The organism is Streptomyces sp. NPDC039424, from assembly GCF_055639495.1.
Map to the genome: position 1 here is coordinate 33,763 of NZ_JBVKAI010000029.1, position 21,913 is coordinate 55,675.

Annotated in this window: 25 protein-coding genes; 9 read left to right on the forward strand and 16 right to left on the reverse strand. The window is 70.5% G+C overall.

Going from position 1 to position 21,913, the window contains the following annotated elements; translation table 11 throughout:
* Nucleotides 1–5: 5 nt before the first annotated feature.
* Nucleotides 6–617, reverse strand: a complete 612-nt coding sequence (locus ACZ7L0_RS40495) for an RsiG family protein (protein WP_471247593.1) — start codon at nucleotides 615–617, stop codon at nucleotides 6–8.
* 159 nt (nucleotides 618–776) lie between these two features.
* On the opposite strand from ACZ7L0_RS40495, the gene dtd reads away from it, so the two are divergent.
* Complete coding sequence (dtd, locus tag ACZ7L0_RS40500; protein WP_471247594.1) at nucleotides 777–1,202, forward strand: D-aminoacyl-tRNA deacylase; 426 nt, start codon at nucleotides 777–779, stop codon at nucleotides 1,200–1,202.
* 18 nt (nucleotides 1,203–1,220) lie between these two features.
* Here the strand turns inward: dtd and ygfZ are convergent, their stop codons facing one another.
* The 6 genes from ygfZ to ACZ7L0_RS40530 all read right to left on the reverse strand — a co-directional run bounded on the left by ygfZ (nucleotide 1,221) and on the right by ACZ7L0_RS40530 (nucleotide 5,691).
* A complete protein-coding gene (gene ygfZ / locus ACZ7L0_RS40505; protein ID WP_471247595.1) occupies nucleotides 1,221–2,186 on the reverse strand; it encodes a CAF17-like 4Fe-4S cluster assembly/insertion protein YgfZ in 966 nt (321 codons plus the stop codon).
* Nucleotides 2,187–2,196: 10 nt separating this feature from the next.
* A complete protein-coding gene (locus ACZ7L0_RS40510; protein WP_471247596.1) occupies nucleotides 2,197–2,634 on the reverse strand; it encodes a Fur family transcriptional regulator in 438 nt (145 codons plus the stop codon).
* 16 nt (nucleotides 2,635–2,650) lie between these two features.
* Nucleotides 2,651–3,226, reverse strand: coding sequence for a heme-binding beta-barrel domain-containing protein (locus ACZ7L0_RS40515; protein ID WP_471247597.1), 576 nt, complete (start codon nucleotides 3,224–3,226; stop codon nucleotides 2,651–2,653).
* Between the two features lie 220 nt (nucleotides 3,227–3,446).
* The gene (locus tag ACZ7L0_RS40520) at nucleotides 3,447–4,322 is read right to left on the reverse strand and encodes a hypothetical protein (protein ID WP_471247598.1); all 876 of its coding nucleotides are present in this window, start codon (nucleotides 4,320–4,322) and stop codon (nucleotides 3,447–3,449) included.
* Nucleotides 4,319–5,077: a hypothetical protein gene (locus ACZ7L0_RS40525; RefSeq protein ID WP_471247599.1), complete on the reverse strand. Its 759-nt coding sequence runs from the start codon at nucleotides 5,075–5,077 to the stop codon at nucleotides 4,319–4,321. Before ACZ7L0_RS40525 ends, ACZ7L0_RS40520 begins: the two co-directional genes overlap by 4 nt.
* Nucleotides 5,074–5,691 carry a hypothetical protein gene (locus tag ACZ7L0_RS40530; RefSeq protein ID WP_471247600.1) on the reverse strand — a complete coding sequence of 206 codons (618 nt, stop codon included), beginning with the start codon at nucleotides 5,689–5,691 and terminating at the stop codon, nucleotides 5,074–5,076. Before ACZ7L0_RS40530 ends, ACZ7L0_RS40525 begins: the two co-directional genes overlap by 4 nt.
* A 263-nt stretch (nucleotides 5,692–5,954) precedes the next feature.
* Here ACZ7L0_RS40530 and ACZ7L0_RS40535 point away from each other — a divergent pair, with 263 nt between their 5' ends.
* Complete coding sequence (locus ACZ7L0_RS40535; protein WP_471247601.1) at nucleotides 5,955–6,317, forward strand: DsrE family protein; 363 nt, start codon at nucleotides 5,955–5,957, stop codon at nucleotides 6,315–6,317.
* 10 nt (nucleotides 6,318–6,327) lie between these two features.
* On the opposite strand, the gene ACZ7L0_RS40540 is transcribed toward ACZ7L0_RS40535, so the two are convergent.
* From ACZ7L0_RS40540 to ACZ7L0_RS40575, 8 genes are all read right to left on the reverse strand, one after another.
* A complete protein-coding gene (locus ACZ7L0_RS40540; RefSeq protein WP_471247602.1) occupies nucleotides 6,328–6,585 on the reverse strand; it encodes a DUF3099 domain-containing protein in 258 nt (85 codons plus the stop codon).
* A gap of 87 nt (nucleotides 6,586–6,672) precedes the next feature.
* On the reverse strand, nucleotides 6,673–6,960 hold the full coding sequence (locus tag ACZ7L0_RS40545) for a DUF1416 domain-containing protein (protein ID WP_020122955.1): 288 nt from the start codon (nucleotides 6,958–6,960) through the stop codon (nucleotides 6,673–6,675).
* A 51-nt stretch (nucleotides 6,961–7,011) separates the two neighbouring features.
* Nucleotides 7,012–7,857: a sulfurtransferase gene (locus ACZ7L0_RS40550; RefSeq protein ID WP_471247603.1), complete on the reverse strand. Its 846-nt coding sequence runs from the start codon at nucleotides 7,855–7,857 to the stop codon at nucleotides 7,012–7,014.
* Nucleotides 7,858–7,981: 124 nt separating this feature from the next.
* Nucleotides 7,982–8,089: an Ms5788A family Cys-rich leader peptide gene (locus ACZ7L0_RS40555; protein ID WP_351714517.1), complete on the reverse strand. Its 108-nt coding sequence runs from the start codon at nucleotides 8,087–8,089 to the stop codon at nucleotides 7,982–7,984.
* Between the two features lie 197 nt (nucleotides 8,090–8,286).
* A complete protein-coding gene (locus ACZ7L0_RS40560) occupies nucleotides 8,287–9,024 on the reverse strand; it encodes an LmeA family phospholipid-binding protein (protein ID WP_471247604.1) in 738 nt (245 codons plus the stop codon).
* A gap of 145 nt (nucleotides 9,025–9,169) precedes the next feature.
* Nucleotides 9,170–10,342, reverse strand: a complete 1,173-nt coding sequence (locus ACZ7L0_RS40565) for a hypothetical protein (protein WP_471247605.1) — start codon at nucleotides 10,340–10,342, stop codon at nucleotides 9,170–9,172.
* A gap of 3 nt (nucleotides 10,343–10,345) precedes the next feature.
* Nucleotides 10,346–10,600, reverse strand: coding sequence for a MoaD/ThiS family protein (locus ACZ7L0_RS40570; protein WP_471247606.1), 255 nt, complete (start codon nucleotides 10,598–10,600; stop codon nucleotides 10,346–10,348).
* 49 nt (nucleotides 10,601–10,649) lie between these two features.
* Nucleotides 10,650–11,486: an alpha/beta hydrolase gene (locus tag ACZ7L0_RS40575; RefSeq protein ID WP_471247607.1), complete on the reverse strand. Its 837-nt coding sequence runs from the start codon at nucleotides 11,484–11,486 to the stop codon at nucleotides 10,650–10,652.
* Nucleotides 11,487–11,657: 171 nt separating this feature from the next.
* Between ACZ7L0_RS40575 and ACZ7L0_RS40580 the strand changes: the two genes are divergently transcribed.
* The 7 genes from ACZ7L0_RS40580 (at nucleotide 11,658) to ACZ7L0_RS40610 (ending at nucleotide 19,533) form a co-directional block, all read left to right on the forward strand.
* Nucleotides 11,658–12,437 carry a response regulator transcription factor gene (locus ACZ7L0_RS40580; protein ID WP_471247608.1) on the forward strand — a complete coding sequence of 260 codons (780 nt, stop codon included), beginning with the start codon at nucleotides 11,658–11,660 and terminating at the stop codon, nucleotides 12,435–12,437.
* A gap of 86 nt (nucleotides 12,438–12,523) precedes the next feature.
* Nucleotides 12,524–13,546 carry a LacI family DNA-binding transcriptional regulator gene (locus ACZ7L0_RS40585; RefSeq protein WP_471247609.1) on the forward strand — a complete coding sequence of 341 codons (1,023 nt, stop codon included), beginning with the start codon at nucleotides 12,524–12,526 and terminating at the stop codon, nucleotides 13,544–13,546.
* Between the two features lie 141 nt (nucleotides 13,547–13,687).
* Complete coding sequence (locus ACZ7L0_RS40590; RefSeq protein ID WP_471247610.1) at nucleotides 13,688–14,860, forward strand: S1C family serine protease; 1,173 nt, start codon at nucleotides 13,688–13,690, stop codon at nucleotides 14,858–14,860.
* A 31-nt stretch (nucleotides 14,861–14,891) separates the two neighbouring features.
* On the forward strand, nucleotides 14,892–15,110 hold the full coding sequence (locus tag ACZ7L0_RS40595; RefSeq protein ID WP_471247611.1) for a hypothetical protein: 219 nt from the start codon (nucleotides 14,892–14,894) through the stop codon (nucleotides 15,108–15,110).
* An 83-nt stretch (nucleotides 15,111–15,193) separates the two neighbouring features.
* Complete coding sequence (locus ACZ7L0_RS40600; protein ID WP_471247612.1) at nucleotides 15,194–15,931, forward strand: response regulator transcription factor; 738 nt, start codon at nucleotides 15,194–15,196, stop codon at nucleotides 15,929–15,931.
* On the forward strand, nucleotides 15,928–17,394 hold the full coding sequence (locus ACZ7L0_RS40605; protein WP_471247613.1) for a sensor histidine kinase: 1,467 nt from the start codon (nucleotides 15,928–15,930) through the stop codon (nucleotides 17,392–17,394). Before ACZ7L0_RS40600 ends, ACZ7L0_RS40605 begins: the two co-directional genes overlap by 4 nt.
* A 75-nt stretch (nucleotides 17,395–17,469) precedes the next feature.
* Complete coding sequence (locus tag ACZ7L0_RS40610; protein ID WP_471247614.1) at nucleotides 17,470–19,533, forward strand: pectinesterase family protein; 2,064 nt, start codon at nucleotides 17,470–17,472, stop codon at nucleotides 19,531–19,533.
* Between the two features lie 27 nt (nucleotides 19,534–19,560).
* Here ACZ7L0_RS40610 and ACZ7L0_RS40615 read toward each other — a convergent pair whose 3' ends face one another.
* On the reverse strand, nucleotides 19,561–21,345 hold the full coding sequence (locus tag ACZ7L0_RS40615; protein ID WP_471247615.1) for an ABC transporter ATP-binding protein: 1,785 nt from the start codon (nucleotides 21,343–21,345) through the stop codon (nucleotides 19,561–19,563).
* Nucleotides 21,346–21,913 lie beyond the last annotated feature (568 nt).

Sequence of the window (21,913 nt, forward strand, 5' to 3'; positions counted from 1 at the left end):
TCACCTCACGTCAGCAGGTCGTCCACCTGCGCCTCGCCCACCCGGTACCGCCGCGTGATCTCCGCGCTGCAGTCGTCCGCCGTGCGCTGGAGGTGCTGGCGGCGGCGGGAGACCTGCCGTTCGTAGCGGACCAGGCGGCCCATGGCGGTGTTCAGTTCCAGGTCGGTACGGGCCTGGAGGTCGGAGAGCTCGACCTCGGCGAGCATGTCGGCGGCCAGGCGGCGGAACTCCTCGTTGTGCGGCGTGCCCAGCGTGACGTGGCGCGCCGAGGAACGGTGGCGGGCGGGGGTGTCGGTGAGGATCTCCGGGAGCCGGGACACCACGGAGGTCATCACGGTCGCGCCTCCCGGGGCGTCCGAGGCGACGACGGACGCCGGGCCCCGGCGGGCCAGTTCGGCGCGCAGGATGTCGATGCGGCCCTGCAGCAGCCGCCGTACGTAACTGAGGTCCGCCTCGTCGCGCTGCGCGTCCCGGCGCAGGGTGCGCAGTTCCGGAAGGCTCAGCAGGGTCAGGTCCTTCTCGGGCGGCTGTGCGGGGAGCTCCGGGCTGTCGCTGCGCTGCACCGGCGCCCGTTGGATCCCCTGCAACTCCAGCCCCCCGGTACTCGGTGTACTCATGTGCCTCTACCGTCCCCTCGCCCGGCGTACGGGAGCATCGTGCCACCCCAAGTGGCCGCTATGTAACCGAAGACCCCCGAACGGCCCCAGATGGGCGGGTTAATGATCAAAAGGAGCCCCCCGAACGGCCCGTCGCCGGCACCCGGCATCATGGTCCGCATGCGTGCAGTGGTGCAGAGGGTGGACGGCGCGAGCGTCGTCGTGGACGGCGAGACCGTGGGCGAGATCGTGGGCGAGGGGCTGTGCGTCCTGGTCGGGGTGACGCACGAGGACACCAAGGAGAAGGCGGCCCAGCTCGCCCGCAAGCTGTGGTCCGTCCGGATGCTGCACGACGAGAAGTCGTGCAGCGACATCGACGCCCCGCTGCTCGTCATCAGCCAGTTCACCCTCTACGGGGACGCCCGCAAGGGCCGTCGGCCCACCTGGAACGCCGCCGCGCCCGGCGACGTGGCCGAGCCGCTCGTCGACGAGGTGGTCGCCCAGCTGCGCGCACTGGGCGCCACGGTGGCGACGGGCCGCTTCGGCGCGCACATGCGCGTCTCACTGACGAACGACGGCCCGTTCACCGTCCTGGTCGAGGTCTAGAGCCGCTGGGAGCCCGGCCTAGGGCTCGACGACGACCTCCTGCGCCGCCGCCGTGTCGCCGGCCATCAGCCGCGCGTCCACCGGCACGTTCCGCTTCACCAGGGCGAGGGCGACCGGGCCGAGCTCGTGGTGCCGTACGGACGTGGTGATGACGCCGATCTTCCGGCCGTCCGGGTCCTCGTCGGCGAGGCGGATCTCCGTGCCGTGCGGCGGCAGCCGGACCTCGCTGCCGTCGAGGTGCAGGAAGACCAGGCGGCGCGGGGGCTTGCCGAGGTTCTGGACACGGGCGACCGTCTCCTGACCCCGGTAGCAGCCCTTCTGGAGGTGGACCGCCGTGCCGATCCAGCCCAGCTCGTGCGGGATGGTGCGGTGGTCGGTCTCGAAGCCGAGGCGGGGGCGGTGGTGCTCGACGCGCAGCGCCTCGTGGGCGAGGATCCCGGCCGGCGGACCGGCGGACCCGGCATACGACTCCAGGTCCTCGCGGGGCAGGAACAGGTCGCGGCCGTACGGCGTCTCGCGTACGACGACACCCTCGGGCACCTCGGCGATCGAACCGGCCGGCAGGTGCACCACCGCGGTGTCCGCCGTGCGGTCGGCGACCTCGACCCGGTAGAAGAACTTCATCGACTCCAGGTACGCCAGCAGCGCCTCCTGGGTGCCGGGCTCCACATGCGCCCAGACCGTCTCACCGTCGTCCACCAGGTACAGCGCGTGCTCGATGTGGCCGTGCGCGGACAGGATCAGCGCCTCGGTGGCCTGGCCCGAGGGGAGTTCGCTGACGTGCTGGGTGAGCAGCAGGTGCAGCCAGCTCAGCCGGTCCTCGCCGGTCACGGCGACGACGCCGCGGTGGGACAGGTCGACGAATCCGGTGCCGTCGGCGAGGGCACGCTGCTCGCGGAACAGGTCGCCGTAGTGGGCGGCGACGCCTTCGTCCACACCCTCGGCGGGAACGGCGCCGGGCAGGGACAGCAGAGGACTCTTCATACCGGTAAGCCTACGACTTGGTACTTGAACCCTTGAGCGAGCAGTCCTTGCAGCGGCCGAAGATCGCGAAGTGCTTCATGTCCGTGTCGAAGCCGAACGTCTCGCGCAGCTTGGCCGTGAACTCGGCCGCCACCGCGACATCCGCCTCGATCACGTTCTGGCAGTCCCGGCAGACCAGGTGGATGTGGTGGTGCCGGTCCGCCAGGTGATAGGTGGGAGCGCCGTGCCCCAGATGGGCGTGGCTGACCAGGCCGAGCTCCTCCAGGAGCTCCAGCGTCCGGTAGACCGTGGAAATGTTGACCCCCGACGCCGTCTTCCTCACTTCCACGAGGATGTCGTCGGGGGTCGCGTGCTCAAGGGTGTCCACGGCTTCGAGCACGAGTTGCCGCTGCGGCGTCAGCCGGTAGCCGCGCTGCCTTAGGTCGCTCTTCCAGTCGGTGCTCACCACACCAAGAAGTCTAGGGCTACTTGAAGAAGGCGATCCCGTCGTCCGGCAGGTCGTCCGGGAGGGCCTTGGCCCAGCGCTCGACGTCCTCCGGGGTGACGACCTTCTTCAGGTGGGCCGACATGTAGGGGCGCAGCTCGACCTCGGGCGTCTGCTTCTCGCCGACCCACATCAGGTCGCTCTTGACGTAGCCGTACAGGCGCTTGCCGCCGCTGTAGGGGCGGGAGGCGGCCGTGCGGGCCACCGCGTCCGTGACCAGGTCGATCTGCGGCTTCTTGACGGCCATCTCGCCGTACCAGATCTCGATCACGCCGTCGTCGCGGGTCATCGTGACCTCGACCTTGCGGTCGGCGTCGATCCGCCAGAAGCCGGACTCCGACTCCAGCGGGCGGACCTTGTTGCCGTCGTTGTCCAGCACCCAGGTGTGGGAGCGGTACTCCAGGAAGTCCCGGCCGTCGTGGGTGAAGCTGACCTCCTGCCCGAAGTTGCACTTCTGCGAGCCGGGGAAGTCGTGCACGCCCGCGCCCGCCCAGTTACCGAGCAGGAAAGCGAGGGGGACCAGGTCCTTGTGGAGGTCGGACGGGATCTCGATCATGACGTCGGCAGTTCCTTGATGGGGGTCAGCGCTGGCCCTGGTACAGCTTCTTCACGGTCAGCCCGGCGAAGGCGAGAACGCCGACGCAGACCAGGACCAGCAGGGTTTCGAAGAAGATCTCCACGGGTGCTCCTTGAGCGAGGGTGGGCGTACACAGAGCCGGGCCCCAGCTTACGCGGCCGGGGTCCGGCTCTCCCTGCGAGGTACGGCCTCGCGCGGGTCAGCCGAGCAGCTGGCTCTGCAGGACCACCGTCTGCTGGAACGGGACGGCCTTCGCACCGCCCTCGCGCGACTGCACGACGAGCCCGAGGACGTCACCGGCGGCGACGTAGGCCTGGCGCACCTGCTCGGCGCCGTACGGCTTCGGCTCGACGTAGGCGTAGTGCGTCGCGTGTCCGTCCGTCGCGGCCTCGGGGAACGCCTCGTCCAGCTGCGCCCGGGGTGCCCCGCGCAGGACGTGGGGAGGCTCGTCGTAACCGGAGAACTCGTCCTGCTGGACGGCTCCGGCGACCAGCGCGGTGTCGAACTGGAGCAGGTAGATCCGGGTCCGGGTGCCGTCGGGCATGGTCCAGCCGCGGGCGGCGATGTGCCTCAGGCCCTGGTCGGTGAGGACGCCCCGGAGGGTGTCCCGGTCGTCCTCGGAGGCGTACTCCGCGAGGAACACCTTCGGCTTCACCCATCCGTGGTCACCGGCGAGCGCCTTGTCGGCCTTGGCGCCCTCCGGCGCCGGCAGCACCAGCCCGCGCAGGTCGGCGTAGTGGGCGAGGGCCTTGTTGGAGTCGGCGAACGGGGCCGGGCTGCCGGCGGGCAGCGGCGGCCGGACGATCTCCGGGTAGTCCCAGCGGCCGTCCTGCCCGGTGGCGAGGCCGGGGACGTCGGTGCGGTCCATCCGCGTGATGCCGTACGCCGTCGCGGAGCCGGCCGCCGCGAAGACCACGACGGCCGCGGTCCAGCGCAGGACGGCGCGCAGGACCCGGCGGTCCTTCTTCGCGGGTGCGGGGGCGGGGGCGGGTGCGGCGGGCGGCGTCCCGGGCGCCGGTGGTACGTCGGCGGCGGGCACCGGCGCGGGCGTCGCGGGCGTCTGCTGCTCGGTCATACGGCCTTCCCGGGGTCCTTGATGCGGTCGAGCTGGCGCCCGATGAAGAGGGCGACGGCGTTGGTGTCGAGCGGGCGGTTTCCGGACACGTTGACGCCGACCAGCACATTGCCCTCGTAGGCGGAGCAGAACATACGGTCGAACTTCTCGCCGTCGTCCTTCGGTGTGAGGAAGCAGGCGGCGTTCTTGTGGCCCTCGACGGCCGGGCCCTTGCGGAAGACGTGGAGGGCGGTGAACAGCTGGTTCTGGGCGGTGGAGAGGTCGCGGACGGAGTCCCGGTTCGCCATCCGCACCAGCTCGAAGCTGAGGGTGAAGGCGTGCTTCTCGGAGACCGACCAGCCGTCGGCGCGCGCGTAGCTGCGCATCGCCATGCCCTCGATGTGCTGCTTGTCGATCACTTGCTCCAGCTTCCGCCGGGTCTGCGGCGGCAGGTCGCGGATCGACTCCTTGCGCAGAGCGGTGGCCTGGCGCCCGCTGAGCTCGGCATCGGAGCCGAAACTGCCGATGTCCGGCCCTCGTTTGTAACCGACGGCGCTCTCGTCGTAGGGCAGCAGCAGCCCGCGCAGCCCCGTCGCCTCCTCGGGCTGCTGGTCCTTGCGGTCCGCCTTGGGGAACTTCCAGACCGGCTTCCCGGGATCCCGGTCGGCGTCGGACACGGTCACCGCGGTGAATCCCACACCCGCGACGACCGCGACGGCCAGCAGACCGGCCCCGACGATCCGGCCCACGCGACGCTCGTTGGACGACTCGTTCACAGGCGGGCCGCCTGCCGCTCCGCCAGATCCATGATCTTCTCCTCGGGGACCGGCCTGGTGCTGGAGATCCAGACCTCCATGACGATGTCGCCGCGCGAGGCCTGGGCCTCGGCCTGGTACTGCGGCAGGTATCCGGCCTTGGTCTTTGGCCGGTGGTGCACGTATGCCATGCCGTCACCGGTGCCGGGTACGGGCCGGCTGTCGGTGTCCGGCTTCCGCTCCGACCAGTACTGCTGGTCCTCCACGTGCTCCGCGGCGGTCAGCTTCGTCTCCTGCCGGTACTGCACGAGCCGGATCTCGACGGTGTACGTGCCGCCGATCCGCCAGCTGGTGACGGCGGCGCGCCGGAACTCGTTCTCGAGCTCGTTGCCGAAGGCCACGGCCGGCTTGCCGTACGTGCCCGCGTAGTCGGCCAGGTCCATCCAGCCGTCGGAGTCCGAGAATCCGGTGTCCCGTGCGCCTCGCGGCCGCTGCAGCAGCAGCTTGCGCAGGTCGCCGTCGGTCTTCACGCGGCGGTCCTGCGCGGCCGTCAGGGGCTCGAAGTCGCCCTTGGCCTGGCGGACGACGGGCTGGGACAGCGGGGGCAGCTTCGTGGGCGAGCGGTCGGCCTGCACGAGGTAACCGGCGCAGGCGCCCGCGACGACGCCGAGGACGGCGCCGGCGGCGATCAGCGCGGCCGGGCGGCTGGGGCGTCGTACCGGAGGTTCAGGTCTTTCTGGTATTTCTGGTATTTCTGATGTTTCTGATTTTTCTTCAGTTTCTGGTATTTCCAAGGCATACCCCTACAGAACGGGAAGCGTGGATTCCGTCATCCGCGCCGCACAGGAGACCCATGGCATGTGCATGGAGTTGTAGGGGGACGGATTACGATTCGGGCATGGCGAAGAAGCTCGTGATCAAGGTGACGGCGGGGGCCGATGCCCCCGAACGCTGCTCGCAGGCGTTCACGGTCGCGGCGGTGGCCGTGGCCAGCGGCGTCGAGGTCTCCCTGTGGCTGACCGGCGAGTCCGCGTGGTTCGCCCTGCCGGGCCGGGCCGCCGAGTTCGAACTGCCGCACGCCGCCCCGCTGCCCGACCTGCTGGACTCCGTCCTGGCGGCCGGCCGCGTCACCCTGTGCACCCAGTGCGCGGCCCGCCGGGACATCACGGAGAAGGACGTCCTCGAGGGCGTTCGGATCGCGGGCGCGCAGGTCTTCGTCCAGGAGGCGCTGGGGGACGAGACGCAGGCTCTCGTCTACTGAGACCGCCGCGTCACCGGCGTTTCTTGCCGTCCAGCTCGTCCCACCACTCGTCGGACTGCTGGTCGCCGGAGGGGTCGTCCCACCAGCGGTCCTCGGGGCCCCGCCGGTTGGCGATCATCGCGGCGACGGGCGGGATGACCATGGCCACCACACACATGCCGACCGCGGCGGGCACCGACCAGAGGCGTACCACTCCCCACGCCAGGACGAAGAGTGCGATGCACGTCCCCATCATGGCGAAGTACACGTGCCGTCGCCGTGCGTACATAGCTCCAGCGTAGGCCCGGGCACGCCAAAGGGCCGCACCCAGGCGTCCAACCCGGGGGTGCGGCCCTTCAGCCGGTACTGAGGGTGCTCAGACCGCGATCGCGACCTCGGCGAGGCCGCCCTGCTGGGCGACGACCGTGCGGTCGGCGGTGGCGCCGGGGACGAGGGCGCGAACGGTCCAAGTGCCCTCGGCCGCGTAGAAGCGGAACTGTCCGGTGGCGGAGGTGGGGACCTCCGCGGTGAACTCGCCGGTCGAGTCCAGCAGGCGGACGTATCCGACCACCGGCTCGCCGTCGCGGGTCACCTGACCCTGGATCGTGGTCTCACCGGGCTTGATCGTCGAGGCGTCCGGGCCGCCGGCCTTCGCTCCACACATGTCTTTCTCCAGAGGGGGTCTAGGTCTGACCAGAAGGTCGGTCGGTTGGGATTACTTGTTGGCGCCGAGCTCGATCGGCACGCCGACGAGGGAGCCGTACTCGGTCCAGGAGCCGTCGTAGTTCTTGACGTTCTCCACGCCCAGCAGCTCGTGCAGGACGAACCAGGTCAGGGCCGAGCGCTCGCCGATGCGGCAGTAGGCGATCGTGTCCTTGGCCAGGTCGACGCTCTCCTCGGCGTAGAGCTCCTTGAGCTCGTCGTCCGACTTGAAGGTGCCGTCGTCGTTGGCGTTCTTCGACCACGGGATGTTGCGCGCGGACGGGACGTGACCCGGACGCTGCGACTGCTCCTGCGGCAGGTGGGCCGGGGCGAGCAGCTTGCCGGAGAACTCGTCGGGCGAGCGGACGTCCACCAGGTTCTGCGAGCCGATCGCGGCGACCACGTCGTCACGGAAGGCGCGGATCGAGGTGTCCTGCGGCTTGGCCTTGTAGTCCGTGGCCGCGCGCTCGGGGATCTCCGTGCCGTCGACCAGCTCGCGGGCGTCCAGCTCCCACTTCTTGCGGCCGCCGTCGAGGAGCTTGACGTTCTCGTGGCCGTAGAGCTTGAAGTACCAGTAGGCGTACGAGGCGAACCAGTTGTTGTTGCCGCCGTACAGGACCACCAGCGTGTCGTTGGCGATGCCCTTCTTCGACAGGAGCTTCTCGAAGCCCTCCTGGTCGATGAAGTCGCGGCGGACCGGGTCCTGGAGGTCCTTGGTCCAGTCGATGCGGATCGCGTTCTTGATGTGGTTCTTCTCGTAGGCGGACGTGTCCTCGTCCACCTCGACGATGGCGATGGTCGGGTCGTCCAGGTGCTCCTGGAGCCAGTCGGCGTCGACCAGGACGTCGCTGCGGCTCATGCTCTTTCTCCTCCGGGGCAGTTGCGGCGGGGCGTGCGAGTGCGAGGGTGCGCGGCCCGTCAGGGTCGGCGCACGGGTGCCCTGAGCAGGGCGGGGGGGTGAACGCGGAAGTCGGTGCTTCCGCTCAGAAGGGGCGACAGAGCATGGCGGCAACGCGGCACAGGTCCACTGCCCGCCGCTTCGTGAGATCCGCCTGTCCCCGCGACCGGAGGACGCTTGTCTGGCACTGCATGGGCTCGATCGTAGGGACGGACACGGGTGCATGTCACCGGCGTGTCGTATGGTGAGATGCGATCGTCCACGATGCGGGATGAGAAAGGCGCCCGAGCGGCCGGAGTACGGCTCCCGGGCGCCGGAGTCGGTCCAGGCCCTTGTGTTACGGACGGGCGCGTCTCGCCTGGCGGACACCCGTGTCCACCGCGGTGGTTACTACCCGGCCAGCCTGACGTTCGAACCCTTCACCTTGATGTCGACGCCGTCCTTCGCTGCCTGCACCGCGTCCAGCTTGATGCCGCCGGGCAGCTGGTCGATCGCCTGCTGGAAGTCGGTGATCTCACGGATGCGGTTCTCGGCGATGACGGCGCCGCCGAGCTGGGGAAGGCTGTCGGCGTGCACCCGCACCTTGTCGTCCTCGACGGTGACGGTGCTGAGGACGGGGACCGTCTTGTCCAGGTTGAGGGCCGGGACCTTGACCGCCACCGCGACCTTGATCTTGCCGTTGCCCCCGTCGGAGAGGCCGACGACACGGGCGGTGACACCGGGGGCGACCTGGGTGGGCTCGGACTTCGCGGTCTTCAGCAGTTCGTCGTAGGCGATGGTCGCCGTGCCGGTGGCGGTGGACGCGGTGGCCGAGCTGTAGTCGCCGGAGAAGTCGACGCCCTTCATGTGGGCCTTCAGGTCGTCGATGCGGATCTTCTCGGCGCCGTTGCCGGTGGCCGCCTCGTAGTCCTTGATGCCGACCTCGACGTCGTCCAGGGAGCCGCCCGCGACCTGGGTGAGGAAGGGGAAGCCCTTGATCGACACATCGGGGGTGGCGGCGAGGTTCTCCGACGTCTTCAGCTTGTCCGCCGCCTCACCCTCCGCGAAGTACACGGCGACGCGGTCGACGAGCACGAACAGGCCGCCCAGGATCACGACGACGATCAGGAGTATTCGCAGGGCGCGCATCGGTGTGTTTCCCCCGGCTAGGCAGTCTGTGGCAGTCGTGCGGTGCGACTGTGGTGCGACGAACGACGGTAACCCCGACGAGCCGGACCACAGGGGAATTGTCGATCACCTGTGACAGGGGGCGCCGGTGCCCCCTGTCACGCGCTTACCCCAGCGCCCGCCCGAGCACCCACACCACCGGCGCCGCCGCCGACAGCGGCAGGGCCACGCCCGCGGTGAAGTGGACGAAGCGGGAGGGGTAGTCGTAGGCGGCGACACGGTGGCCGATCAGGGCGCAGACCGCGGCGGCGGCGCCGAGGACGGCACCCTTGCTGCCCAGGTCCGTCACGCCGCCCAGCGCGATACCGGCGCCCGCCGCGGCGAGCACGGCGACGACGACGGAGGCCGGGGTCGGCAGGGGGAGGGCCCGGGCCAGGAGGGCCACGGCGACCGCCGCCGCGCCCACGGTCACGGCGTCGGGGACGGCGCCGAGGTAGCCGGTGGCGATGACCGACAGCGCCGTGGAGGCGACCGTCGCCATCAGGCCGTACATGCGCTCGTCCGGCGAGGCGTGCGAGCGCAGCTGGAGGACCAGGGAGAGCAGGACCCACACCCCGAGCGGGCCGAGGATCGCGGCCGGCGCGTCGTCCCGGCCCGCCACCAGCACCGCCGCGTCCGCGGTGAGCGCCCCCGCGAAGGCGAGGGCGATGCCCTGCCGGGCGGGCCACATGCCGTTCAGCCGGAACCAGCCGGCGGCGGTGAGCGCCTGGAGCAGCACCAGCGGTACGAGCAGGGCGTACGACCCGACGGCCGCCGCACCGGAGAGCAGCAGGCCCAGCAGGGCCGTCAGCGCGGCGGGCTGCATGCCCGGGTCGATGATCGGGGAGCGGCCTTCGAGGCGGGCGCGCTGGGCGTCGGTGATGCGGGAGTTGCCGGCGAGGGTGGCCGGGCCGTACGAGGGCTCGGACTCGGACTCCGGGGCGGGGGGCTGTGCCTGCGCGGGGGTGGCGGGCTCGTACCCCTGCTGCGGCAGATACGCGGTCTCGGCGGCCGTCACCGGGGGCTGCACCGGCGCCTGCATCTGCGTCTCCCAGGTCTGGCCCTGCCACTGCTGGGTGTGCTGCTGGTCGTACCCGGCCTGGCCGTATCCGGCCTGGCCGTACCCGGCCTGGTCGTACCCGGTCTCGTCGTGCCCCGCCTGGCCGGGCCAGGCCTGCGGCGCCTGCTGCTGGTACGGGTTGTAGCCCTCGTGACCCTCGTGACCCTCGTGGCCTTCGTACCCCTGGTAACCCTCGTATCCCTGGTAAGGGGAACCGCCCTCATACGGCTGGTTGGTCATCGCTCACCCTCCTGCGAACGGCGGGAGCACCTCGACCGTGCCGCCCTCGGCCAGCCGTACCGTCTCATGCTCGCGCGTCCCCACGGGATCACCGTCGATGAGGAACGAGCATCGCTGCAGCACGCGCACGAGTTCACCGGGGTGTCGCTCACGCACCTCGGCGAGCGCGTCGGCGAGGGTCGCCGCGTCGTACGGCTCCTCGGCGACCCCGGCCGCGGCCTTGGCGGCGGCCCAGTAGCGCACCGTGACCTTGGGCATCTGGTTCCTCAATCAAAAAGACGAGACTCAATCAAAGATGAGGGCCAGGCTAGCCCGCCCGCGCCGCCGCCCAGTCCCCGATCCGGGCCAGGAGTCGATCGTCCGCCGCGTTCTCGGCGTGGCCCATGCCGGGCTCCAGCCAGAGTTCTCCGTGGTCACCGGCCGCCTCGGCCAGCATCCGGGGGTGGTCGAGGGGGAAGTAGCCGTCGCTGTCGCCGTGCACGACGAGCAGGGGCGTGGGGGCGATCTTCGGCACCGCCTCGACCGGGGAGAGCGGCACCGGGTCCCAGTCGCGGTGGTGGATGCGGGTGCGCAGGCCGTAGCGGCCGACCAGGCGGCCCTCGGGGCGGGTGACCAGCCAGTGCAGGCGCCGCATGGGGGCGGTGCCCCGGTAGTACCAGCGGGCGGGCGCGCTCACGGAGACGACGGCGTCCGTGCCCCGGTGCAGTGCCGCGTGCCGGAGCACCACCGAGCCGCCCATGGAGAAGCCGACGGTGACCACGCGCGTGTGCCCCAGACCGCGGGCCCAGTCGACCGCGGCGGCGAGGTCGAGGACCTCCCTGTCACCGACCGTGGACCGGCCGCCCGACGCGCCGTGCCCCCGGAAGGAGAAGGTCACCACGGCCCCGTACCGGGCGAGGACCGCCGCGACGCGGCGCACGTGCGGCCGGTCCACCGCGCCCGTGAAGCCGTGCGCGACGACGAACACCAGATCACGGGAGGATGGCGGGGAGGCGTCGTATACGACCGGCCCCGGGTTGTATACGGAATCGAGGGAAATTCCGTCGGCCGTGTGCAGAAACGTCCGCAAAGGCGTGCGTCTGCTCGTCTCGCAGTTCGGACGAACGGTGGAACCTGCCACATGACCTGCCGGACCGTTGCTCATGTGGGCTATTCTGCTGGGCAGAGGACTCGGGCAGTGAAGCCCCCGGGTCCTTTTGTGCTTTCGGAAGCGTTGTATACGAAGCGGGAAACCGCAGGTGTACGGGGCCTTCGGGATCGCAGAGCAGTGCCGCACCGCACACGTCCTCGCAGGGACCGAGGAGGAACCAGACGTATGAGTTCTCTGCTGCTCCTGACCAACGCCCTCCAGCCGTCGACGGAGGTGCTCCCCGCTCTCGGCCTGCTGCTGCACAACGTGCGCGTGGCTCCGGCCGAGGGACCCGCGCTCGTCGACACCCCCGGTGCCGACGTCATCCTGATCGACGGCCGCCGCGACCTTCCGCAGGTGCGCAGCCTGTGCCAGCTGCTGCGCTCCACGGGCCCCGGCTGCCCGCTCATCCTCGTCGTGACCGAGGGCGGCCTGGCCGCCGTCACCGCCGACTGGGGCATCGACGACGTGCTCCTGGACACCGCCGGCCCCGCCGAGGTCGAGGCACGCCTGCGGCTGGCCATGGGCCGGCAGCAGATCGTCAACGACGACTCCCCGATGGAGATCCGCAACGGCGACCTGTCCGTGGACGAGGCGACGTACTCCGCCAAACTCAAGGGCCGGGTGCTCGACCTCACCTTCAAGGAGTTCGAGCTGCTGAAGTACCTCGCCCAGCACCCGGGCCGCGTGTTCACGCGCGCCCAGCTGCTGCAGGAGGTGTGGGGCTACGACTACTTCGGCGGCACGCGCACGGTCGATGTGCACGTACGACGGCTGCGGGCCAAGCTCGGCCCGGAGCACGAGTCGCTGATCGGAACCGTCCGGAACGTCGGTTATCGATTCGTTACTCCTGAGAAGGGCGACCGCTCCTCGGACGAGGCGAAGGCCAAGGCGGGCCAGCCAAAGCCGGAGGATGCGGACACCTCGGCCGCCCTGGACACCACCGAGGTCGTGGCAGAGGCCTAGCGGACGCTCGGACAGGGCATTGCTTCCGCACAGGGAAGCTTCGATACGCCCTGCCCAGAGCGGGTCTCTCCGCGTAGACTCCGCGCGTGGCCAAGGTGACTCGGGATGATGTGGCGCGGCTGGCGGGGACTTCCACCGCCGTGGTCAGCTATGTCATCAACAACGGACCCCGGCCGGTCGCCCCGGCCACGCGCGAGCGTGTCCTCGCCGCGATCAAAGAGCTGGGGTACCGGCCGGACCGCGTCGCCCAGGCGATGGCCTCGCGGCGCACCGACCTCATAGGCCTGATCATCCCGGACGCCCGCCAGCCCTTCTTCGGGGAGATGGCGCACGCGGTCGAGCAGGCCGCCTCCGAGCGCGGAAAGATGGTCCTCGTCGGCAACACCGACTACATCGCCGAACGCGAGGTCCACTACCTGCGTGCCTTCCTCGGCATGCGCGTCTCCGGCCTGATCCTCGTCTCCCACGCGCTGAACGACCTGGCCGCCGCCGAGATCGAGGCCTGGGACGCCCGGGTGGTGCTGCTGCACGAGCGGCCCGAGGCCATCGACGACGTCGCCGTGGTCACCGACGACCTGGGGGGCGCCCAGCTCGCCGTACGCCATCTGCTGGAGCACGGCTACGAGTACGTGGCCTGTATGGGCGGCACCGCCGAGACGCCCGCCGTCGGCGACCCGGTCTCCGACCACGTCGAGGGCTGGCGGCGCGCGATGGCCGAGGCCGGCCTCTCCACCGAGAACCGCCTGTTCGAGGCGCCGTACAACCGCTACGACGCCTACCGGGTCGGCCTGGAGGTGCTCTCCGGCCCGAACCGGCCGCCCGCGATCTTCTGCTCCACCGACGACCAGGCGATCGGCCTGCTGCGCGCCGCGCGCGAACTGCGCATCGACGTGCCCGGTGAGCTGGCGGTGGCCGGCTTCGACGACATCAAGGAGGCGGCGCTGGCCGATCCTCCGCTGACAACGATCGCATCGGACCGTCCGGCGATGGCCCGGGCCGCCGTGGACCTCGTACTGGACGACGGTCTGCGGGTGGCGGGCTCCCGCCGGGAGCGGCTGAAGACGTTCCCGTCGCGGCTGGTGGTGCGCGGCTCCTGCGGCTGTGAGTGACCTGTACCAGCGAGGATGAGGGCCGTCTGAGAACCCGCCCTCAGCTGCGAAGACGGCATTTATATCGGGCATACGAGGTTCTGCCGGGCTTCTCAGCGAGCACTCAGCCGACTCTCATGGTCACGGGCGAAGCTTCTTGTCATGACCGAGAGCTTCCGCCGCAGCGGCGCGTACGAGAACCCCCAGGGCGACGCCTACCAGGGCGCGTACCCCCAGCAGCAGCACGCCTCCTCCCCCGTCGACCCGCAGTGGCCCGCCCCGCCGGCGTACCAGCCCGCGCAGCCCGTCACGGTCGAGCCGGGCACCACCGTGTGGCCGGGCCCGCAGCCCGCCACCGACGGCGCGGACGGCGGCCACGGTCACGGCGGCTACGGCGGCCACGGCGGCGGAACCGCCGTCCTGCCCTCGGTCTCCGCCGACCCCGACCCGGCGCCCAGGAAGAAGCGCACCCGGGGCCCGATCGCCCTGCTGGCCGCCGTGGCGATGGTCGCCGCGGCCGTGGGCGGCGGCACGGCGTACGCCTTCCAGGAGCTGACCGGCAAGGACACCGCCGCCACCTCCAGCACCACCACCAACGTGGTGCCCTCCAGCAAGAAGGGCGACGTCGCCGCGATCGCCGCCGCGGTCAGCCCGAGCGTGGTCGAGATCAGCGCGACCCTGAGCAACGGCTCCTCCACCGGCTCCGGCGTGATCATCACCTCCGGCGGCGAGATCGTCACCAACAACCACGTCGTCTCCGGCGCCTCGTCGATCAAGGTGACGACCAGCGACGGCAAGTCCTACACGGCCGAGGTCGTCGGCACCGACAGCTCCAAGGACCTCGCCCTCATCAAGCTGAAGAACGCCTCCGGCCTGACGGCCGCGACGCTCGGCGACTCCTCGGGGGTCCAGGTCGGCGACACGGTCGTGGCGATCGGCTCGCCCGAGGGTCTGACCGGCACCGTCACCAGCGGCATCGTCTCCGCGCTCAACCGTGACGTGACCGTCTCCACCGACGAGAGCCAGGGCCAGGACCAGAGCGGCGAAGGGCAGTGGCCGTTCCAGTTCGGCGGCCGGCAGTTCAACGGCGACACCGGCTCCTCGACCACCACCTACAAGGCGATCCAGACCGACGCCTCCCTGAACCCCGGCAACTCCGGCGGCGCCCTGATCGACGCCGGCGGCAACATAGTCGGCATCAACTCCGCGATGTACTCGTCGAGTCAGCAGGCCTCCTCGTCCTCCGACGCGGGCAGCATCGGCCTCGGCTTCGCCATCCCCGTCAACACCGTCAAGTCCGACCTCGCCAAGCTGCGGGCGGGCTCCACCAGCTGAACCCCGGCACGGGGGAAGTAAGGAGTACGTCATGACCGGCATCAAGCAGGTTTCGCACATCGTGGCCGACCGCGACCCGGCCGGGTTCACCCTGGCCCTCGAGGTGGCGTACGAACTCCACGCGCCGGCCCCGGCGCCGGCCCTGCGGGCGCCCGAGGTGGCCCCCGAGCTGATGGGCCTGCGGGTACCCGCGGGCCACCCGCACCGCCACAAGGTGCCGCTGAAGCGACTGGCCGCGTTCCGCGGCTGACGCCACCCGGCCACAGCGCCCAGCCCGGAATAGGCTGAGAGCGATCCGTCCACGACCCACCGCACCCCGAGGAATCGCGAGCGATGAGCCCCGCCGAAGGTGACCGTGAACCCCAGCGCATCCTGATCGTCGACGACGAGCCGGCCGTGCGCGAAGCACTCCAGCGCAGCCTCGCCTTCGAGGGATACGACACCGAGGTCGCGGTCGACGGCGCCGATGCCCTGGAGAAGGCCACCGCCTACCGGCCCGACCTGGTCGTCCTCGACATCCAGATGCCCCGCATGGACGGCCTGACCGCCGCCCGCCGCATCCGGGGCGCGGGCGACACGACCCCGATCCTCATGCTCACCGCCCGCGACACGGTCGGCGACCGGGTGACCGGCCTGGACGCCGGGGCCGACGACTACCTGGTCAAGCCCTTCGAACTGGACGAGCTCTTCGCCCGCGTCCGCGCCCTGCTGCGCCGCAGTTCCTACGCGACGGCGGCCGGCACCGGCCCCGCCGACGAGGACGAGGCCCTCACCTTCGCCGACCTGCGCATGGACCTCGCCACCCGCGAGGTCACGCGCGGCGGCCGCCAGGTCGAACTGACCCGCACGGAGTTCACGCTGCTGGAGATGTTCATGGCCCACCCGCGCCAGGTCCTCACGCGTGAGCAGATCCTGAAGGCGGTGTGGGGCTTCGACTTCGAGCCCAGCTCCAATTCCCTCGACGTCTACGTCATGTACCTCCGCCGCAAGACCGAGGCGGGCGGCGAACCGCGCCTCGTGCACACGGTCCGGGGTGTGGGGTACGTCCTGCGACAGGGCGGCGCGGAGTGAGAAGGGTCGTTCGCCGCTACCGTTCCCTCCCCATCCGCTCCCGGCTGGCGCTGCTGGTGGCGGCGGCGGTGGCGTTCGCGGTGGCCGCGGTTTCGGTGACGTGCTGGTTCCTCGTGCAGGGAAAGCTGTACGGGCAGCTCAACGACGATCTGATGAAACAGATGAGGGGGCCCGTCGACCAGAGCGACTCGCCGGTCAACCTCGCCCTCGCCAGCTGCTCGGACACTCCGCAGTCGGACAACTACTACCGGACCTCCTACTCCCAGGTGGTCAAGGAGGACGGAACGGTCTGCCTCTTCCCGGGCGCCACCGACCGGGTCAAGGTCACCCAGGACGACAAGGACGAGATCAAGAAGGCGGACAACCGGATCTACTTCCGCAACGGCACCGACGCGGACGGCAACGCGGTGCGTGTGATGACCAAACCGCTGGGCGCCACCCACAACCGCGTCACCGGGGCGACCGGGCCCAACGTCGGACTCGTCGTCGCCGTCCCCCTGAAGGGCACCCAGAACACCCTCAACGACCTGGCCCTGGTGCTTCTCGTCGTCTCCGGCATCGGAGTCGTCGGCGCCGGAGCAGCCGGCCTCGCCGTGGCCCGCGCGGGCCTGCGCCCCGTGGACAAACTCACCGAGGCCGTGGAGCACGTGGCCCGCACGGAGGACCTGAGCATCCGCATCCCGGTCGAGGAGGACAGCGACGACGAGGTGGCCCGCCTCTCCCGCTCCTTCAACTCGATGACGTCGTCCCTGGCCAACTCCCGCGAGCTCCAGCAGCAGCTCATCGCGGACGCGGGCCACGAACTCCGCACGCCTCTCACCTCCCTCCGTACGAACATCGAACTCCTCACCCGCAGCGAGGAAACGGGCCGCCCCATCCCCGCCGCGGACCGCAAAGCCCTACTGGCCTCCGTCAAGGCGCAGATGACGGAGCTGGCCTCCCTCATCGGGGACCTGCAAGAGCTGTCCCGCTCGGAGGCCCAGCGCGGCGAACGCGTGCGGGTGGTCGCCCTGGAGGACACCGTGGAGACCGCCCTGCGCCGCGCCCGTCTGCGCGGGCCGGAACTGACCATCACGGCGGAACTGGAGCCCTGGTACACCCGGGCGGAGCCGGCCGCGCTGGAGCGGGCGGTGGTCAACATCCTCGACAACGCGGTGAAGTTCAGCCCCGAGGGCGGCTCGATCGACGTGCAGCTGAGCAAGGGTGTGCTGACGGTCCGCGACCACGGCCCCGGCATCCCCGGCGACGAACTCCCCCATGTCTTCGACCGCTTCTGGCGCTCCCCGTCGGCCCGCGCCCTGCCCGGCTCCGGCCTCGGCCTGTCGATAGTGGCCCGCACGGTCCAGCAGGCGGGCGGTGACGTCCGCCTGGCACCGGCGGAAGGGGGCGGCACGGTGGCGACGGTACGGCTGCCGGGGGCACCGACGCCGCCGCCGGATCATGGCCCGGACGAGGGCGAGTAGAAGGAGGGCAACCATTCCCCTCCCCGCGGCGACTCCAGGACACCCACACGGAACGTCCCGAAATGGAGCCGCCCCATGGCCACCCCCCGCCACCGCAGGCGCCGCACCGCGCTCACCGTCGGTGTCCCCCTCGCCCTGACCGCCGCCGGGACTCTCGCCTACGGCACGGACCTCGGTCTCTTCGGCGCGGGCGCCCAGCACCAGGCGTCGGCCGCGACCGCCGTCCCCGCCTGGGCCACCGCCACCGCGGACGGCTTCGCCTCCGTCGACGCGCTGGGCCAGAACGGGACGTACGGCGGCCGGGACGGCAAGATCGTCACCGTCAAGTCCCTGGCGGACCTGGAGAAGTACGCGACCGCCACCGACCCCTATGTCATCGTCGTCGCGGCGACGATCACCATGGACCCGGTCGGCAAGGAGATCAAGGTCCAGTCGAACAAGACGATCGTCGGCTCCGGCACCTCCGGCCAGATCGTCGGCGGCGGTTTCTTCCTCGGCCAGGGCGTCCACAACGTGATCATCCGGAACCTCACCATCCGGGACGCGTACCAGGGCGTCTGGAACGACAAGGAACACGACTACGACGGCATCCAGATGGACGGCGCCCACCACGTCTGGATCGACCACAACGACATCCGCCACATGGCCGACGGCCTGATCGACAGCCGCAAGGACACGACCTACCTCACCGTCTCCTGGAACAAACTCAGCCAGGAGAACAAGGCCTTCGGCATCGGCTGGACCGACAACGTCACGGCGGACCTCACGATCCACCACAACTGGATCCGCGAGACGGAGCAGCGCAACCCTTCCACGGACAACGTGGCCCACGCGCACCTGTACAACAACTACCTGGAGGACGAGGCGGGCACCACCATCAAGTCGTCGTACGGCAACTACGCGCGCGGCAGGACGAACATGGTCCTGCAGAACTCCTACTTCCAGGGCATGACCAACCCCGTCGTCCGGGACAGCACCGCCACCCTCGTGCAGAGCGGCAACCACTTCTCGGGCACCAGCGGCAAGAACGAGAGCGGCGGCAGCGGCGCGGCCTGGGACCCCGAGAGCTACTACGGCTACACCCTCGACAAGGCGGCCGACGTCCCGTCACTCCTCAAGTCGGGTGCGGGCCCCCGCGGTTCGATCGGTACGACGACGGCCACCGCCTCCACCAAGTCGGCGTCCGCCACCACGCTCATCGTCGCCAAGGACGGCAGCGGCCAGTACTCGACCGTGCAGGCCGCGGTGAACGCCGTACCGGTGAACAACCCCTCCCGCGTGGTGATCGCGGTGAAGCCGGGCACGTACCGCGAGCTGGTCAAGGTGCCGTCCAACAAGCCGCACGTCACCATCCAGGGCACCGGCGGCAGCCGGAAGGACACGGTGATCGTCTACAACAACGCGTCGGGAACGCGGAAGCCCGACGGTTCGGGGACGTACGGCACCGGGGGCAGCGCCACGGTCGCCGTGGACGCCGACGACTTCCAGGCCCGTAACCTGACCATCTCCAACGACTTCGACGAGGCCGCGCACCAGGACATCGCCCAGCAGGCCGTCGCCCTGCGCACCGCCGCCGACAAGGTGTTCCTCGACGGTGTGATCGTCAGCGGCGACCAGGACACCCTGTTGGTGGACACCGCGGCCAAGGAGAAGCTCGGCCGCGTCTACATGACCAACTCCTATGTGATCGGCAACGTCGACTTCATCTTCGGCCGCGCGACCACCGTGATCGACAAGTCCGTCATCACGCTGAAGAAGCGCTGGAACGGCACCTCGGCCGGCTATGTCACAGCCCCGAGCACGGCCGCCGACCGCAGGGGCATCCTGATCGCCAACTCCACGGTGAACGGGGACGTGTCCGACCGCAGCTTCTACCTGGGCCGGAACTGGCACGCCGGAGGCGACGCCACGCTCGACCCCCAGACCACGGTCCGCAACACCACCCTCAGCGCGGCCGTCAAGACCACCCCCTGGTCCGACATGGGCGGCTACTCCTGGAAGGACGACCGCTTCGCCGAGTACAAGAACACCGGAGCCGGCGCGGGCGCCGCGAGCGGCGACCGCCCCCAGCTGACCGACGCCCAGGCGACGGGCCAGGAGGTCATCGACTGGCTGGGCGACTGGACGCCGACCGCCTGACCCGCCGTCGGGGGTCGCGCCCCCTGGCTACCACCTCAGGATCATCGTCTCGTCCGCCGGGGGCGCCGGCTGTCCGACCGCCTCCGGCAGCGGCGACGCCAGCCGTGCGTAGACGCCGCCGTGTGCGGCCAGTTCGGCGTGGGTGCCCGCCTCCACCAGCCGTCCCCGGTCCATGACCAGCACGCGGTCCGCGTCCGGGGCGAGGCTCAGATCGTGGGTGATCATGATCGTCGTACGGCCGGCCATGAGGCGGCGCAGGGGCTGGACCACCTGGCGGGCGGCCACCGCGTCCAGGCCGGCCGTGGGCTCGTCCAGTACCAGGACCGGCGCGGCGCGCAGCATCGCGCGGGCGATGGCGACGCGCTTGAGCTGGCCGCCGGAGAGGGCGGACGTGCCGGGGGCGAGCGGGGTGCCGTAGCCCTCGGGCAGCGCGGCGATGAAGTCGTGCGCCGCGGCGTCCCGGGCCGCCTGCTCGATCTCGGTGTCGGTGGCGCCGGGGCGACCGCAGCCGATGTTCTCGCGGATGGTGCCGTTGAGGAGAAGCGTCTCCTGGGGGAGCAGGGCGACGTTCTCGCGCAGGAACTCCAGGGGTACGTCCGTCAGCGGGACGCCGTCCAGGCAGAGGGCGCCGGTGGAGGGGTCGTAGAAGCGGGTCAGGAGCTTGGCCATCGTCGACTTGCCCGCGCCGCTCGCGCCCGTCACCACCACCAGTTCCCCTGGTCCGGCCGTGAAGGTGACGTCGCGCAGGGGCGCATGGCGGGAGCGGGGGTAGCGGAAGGACACGCCGTGGAAGCTGACCCAGCCGCGTACCGGCCAGGCGGCGACCGGTTCGGCGGGGTCGGTGACGGCCGGCTCGGCGTCCAGGATCTCGGCGATGCGCTCGGCGCCCGCGGTGGCCGCGGTCACGGTGAGGCCGAGCCGGCCGAGGTCGCGGATCGGCGGGTAGAGGTAGCCGAGGAAGGCGGCGAAGGCCAGGAGCTGGCCGAGGGTCATGCGGCCGGCCGATATCTCCCATACGCCGAGGCCGATCACCGCGAGCACGCACAGCGTCTCGACGACCTCGACGAACTGCTCGTACATCTCGCTCAGCCGGGCCCCGCGCACACTGGCCCGCAGCCAGGCGCGGGCCTCGGTGTCGAGCCGCTTCTCCTCCTCGCGGTGGCGGTTGTAGGCCTGGGTGAGGACGACGTTGCCCAGCGACTCCTCCACCACCGAGGTGATCGCGCCGTCGGCGGTCCGCTCGTCCTGGGAGGTCTGCTTGATACGGCCGGAGAAGCGGCGGGCGGCCAGCAGGAACAGGGGGGCGAGGACGAAGGTGGCCAGGGCCAGGTCCCAGCGCAGCCAGCAGGCGGCGCAGGCGTAGAAGACGGCGGAGAAGGCGGCGGAGACCGTGCCGACGACACCGGAGACCACCATCTGCTCGATGGCCTCCACGTCACCGGTGAGGCGTTCGACCAGGTCGCCCCGGCGGTGCTTCTGGAAGAAGTGCGGGGGCAGCTGCTGGATGTGCCGGAAGACTCCGGCGCGCAGGCTAAGGACGAATCTCTCGGCGGTCCAGGTGGCCAGCGAGTTGCCGAGGTAGCCGACGAGCGCGCCGAGCGCGGCGACGCCCAGCCAGGCGCCGGCCGGGCCCCAGAAGGCGGAGAGCGAACCGGCCCGCAGGGCGTTGTCGGTGAGGTCGGCGAAGAGCAGGATCGCGGCGGTCTCGGCGAGCGCGGACACCACCACGCAGGCCACGATCGCCGCCAGCCATCCGCGGTCGCCGCGGGTCAGCGGCCAGAAGCGGCGGAAGACCCGCAGGGCTTCCCTCATGGTCATCGACTCCCTTCAGGTGCGGTGCACGGGCACATGGCCTAGGCGGGGCCACCGGAGCGACCACGCTCATCCGGTGACCCCGCCTCGCGGCGCGTGCCTCAGCCCTGGTGCCCCACGGGGCGGCGCTTCGGGGCGGGCTTCTTCGGCGCCGCCTTCTTCGGGGCCGGGGCGGGCTTGCGGTGCTTCTTCACGGGGGTGACCTTGTGGAAGCTCATGATGCTGTGCCTTTCTTTGATTTACGTAGGTGAATTCTTTGTCAGCCCTTATGGGCGACCGGTCGGCGCTTCGGAGCGGGCTTCTTCGGCGCCGGCTTCTTCGGGGCCGGGGCGGGCTTGTGGTGCTTCTTGACCGGGGAGATCTTGCGGAGGCTCATTGGTTTTCCTTTCGTCGGTGTCGCTTTCGACATGGAAAACATTACGGCACCGAATGGCCGGGAAAAGCCAATTCCGCTAAGACCTCGATGAATTGCGTCTGAGATGAATTTTCAGACGCAACGGGGAACCAAGTCGGCATTCACACAGGTTTTATCAACACGAAGGCCCGGTACGCACGGGGTGTGCGTACC

Excerpts from the sequence above, each read along its gene's own strand:
- dtd (WP_471247594.1), top strand. The coding sequence starts at position 777 with ATGCGTGCAGTGGTGCAGAGGGTGGACGGCGCGAGCGTCGTCGTGGAC.
- ACZ7L0_RS40610 (WP_471247614.1), top strand. The coding sequence starts at position 17,470 with ATGGCCACCCCCCGCCACCGCAGGCGCCGCACCGCGCTCACCGTCGGT.
- ACZ7L0_RS40560 (WP_471247604.1), bottom strand. The coding sequence starts at position 9,024 with ATGCGCGCCCTGCGAATACTCCTGATCGTCGTCGTGATCCTGGGCGGC.
- ACZ7L0_RS40575 (WP_471247607.1), bottom strand. The coding sequence starts at position 11,486 with ATGAGCAACGGTCCGGCAGGTCATGTGGCAGGTTCCACCGTTCGTCCG.
- ACZ7L0_RS40495 (WP_471247593.1), bottom strand. The coding sequence starts at position 617 with ATGAGTACACCGAGTACCGGGGGGCTGGAGTTGCAGGGGATCCAACGG.
- ACZ7L0_RS40600 (WP_471247612.1), top strand. The coding sequence starts at position 15,194 with ATGAGCCCCGCCGAAGGTGACCGTGAACCCCAGCGCATCCTGATCGTC.
- ygfZ (WP_471247595.1), bottom strand. The coding sequence starts at position 2,186 with ATGAAGAGTCCTCTGCTGTCCCTGCCCGGCGCCGTTCCCGCCGAGGGT.
- ACZ7L0_RS40595 (WP_471247611.1), top strand. The coding sequence starts at position 14,892 with ATGACCGGCATCAAGCAGGTTTCGCACATCGTGGCCGACCGCGACCCG.
- ACZ7L0_RS40540 (WP_471247602.1), bottom strand. The coding sequence starts at position 6,585 with ATGTACGCACGGCGACGGCACGTGTACTTCGCCATGATGGGGACGTGC.
- ACZ7L0_RS40615 (WP_471247615.1), bottom strand. The coding sequence starts at position 21,345 with ATGAGGGAAGCCCTGCGGGTCTTCCGCCGCTTCTGGCCGCTGACCCGC.
- ACZ7L0_RS40550 (WP_471247603.1), bottom strand. The coding sequence starts at position 7,857 with ATGAGCCGCAGCGACGTCCTGGTCGACGCCGACTGGCTCCAGGAGCAC.
- ACZ7L0_RS40520 (WP_471247598.1), bottom strand. The coding sequence starts at position 4,322 with ATGACCGAGCAGCAGACGCCCGCGACGCCCGCGCCGGTGCCCGCCGCC.
- ACZ7L0_RS40515 (WP_471247597.1), bottom strand. The coding sequence starts at position 3,226 with ATGATCGAGATCCCGTCCGACCTCCACAAGGACCTGGTCCCCCTCGCT.
- ACZ7L0_RS40590 (WP_471247610.1), top strand. The coding sequence starts at position 13,688 with ATGACCGAGAGCTTCCGCCGCAGCGGCGCGTACGAGAACCCCCAGGGC.
- ACZ7L0_RS40555 (WP_351714517.1), bottom strand. The coding sequence starts at position 8,089 with ATGCAGTGCCAGACAAGCGTCCTCCGGTCGCGGGGACAGGCGGATCTC.
- ACZ7L0_RS40565 (WP_471247605.1), bottom strand. The coding sequence starts at position 10,342 with ATGACCAACCAGCCGTATGAGGGCGGTTCCCCTTACCAGGGATACGAG.
- ACZ7L0_RS40580 (WP_471247608.1), top strand. The coding sequence starts at position 11,658 with ATGAGTTCTCTGCTGCTCCTGACCAACGCCCTCCAGCCGTCGACGGAG.
- ACZ7L0_RS40535 (WP_471247601.1), top strand. The coding sequence starts at position 5,955 with ATGGCGAAGAAGCTCGTGATCAAGGTGACGGCGGGGGCCGATGCCCCC.
- ACZ7L0_RS40545 (WP_020122955.1), bottom strand. The coding sequence starts at position 6,960 with ATGTGTGGAGCGAAGGCCGGCGGCCCGGACGCCTCGACGATCAAGCCC.
- ACZ7L0_RS40570 (WP_471247606.1), bottom strand. The coding sequence starts at position 10,600 with ATGCCCAAGGTCACGGTGCGCTACTGGGCCGCCGCCAAGGCCGCGGCC.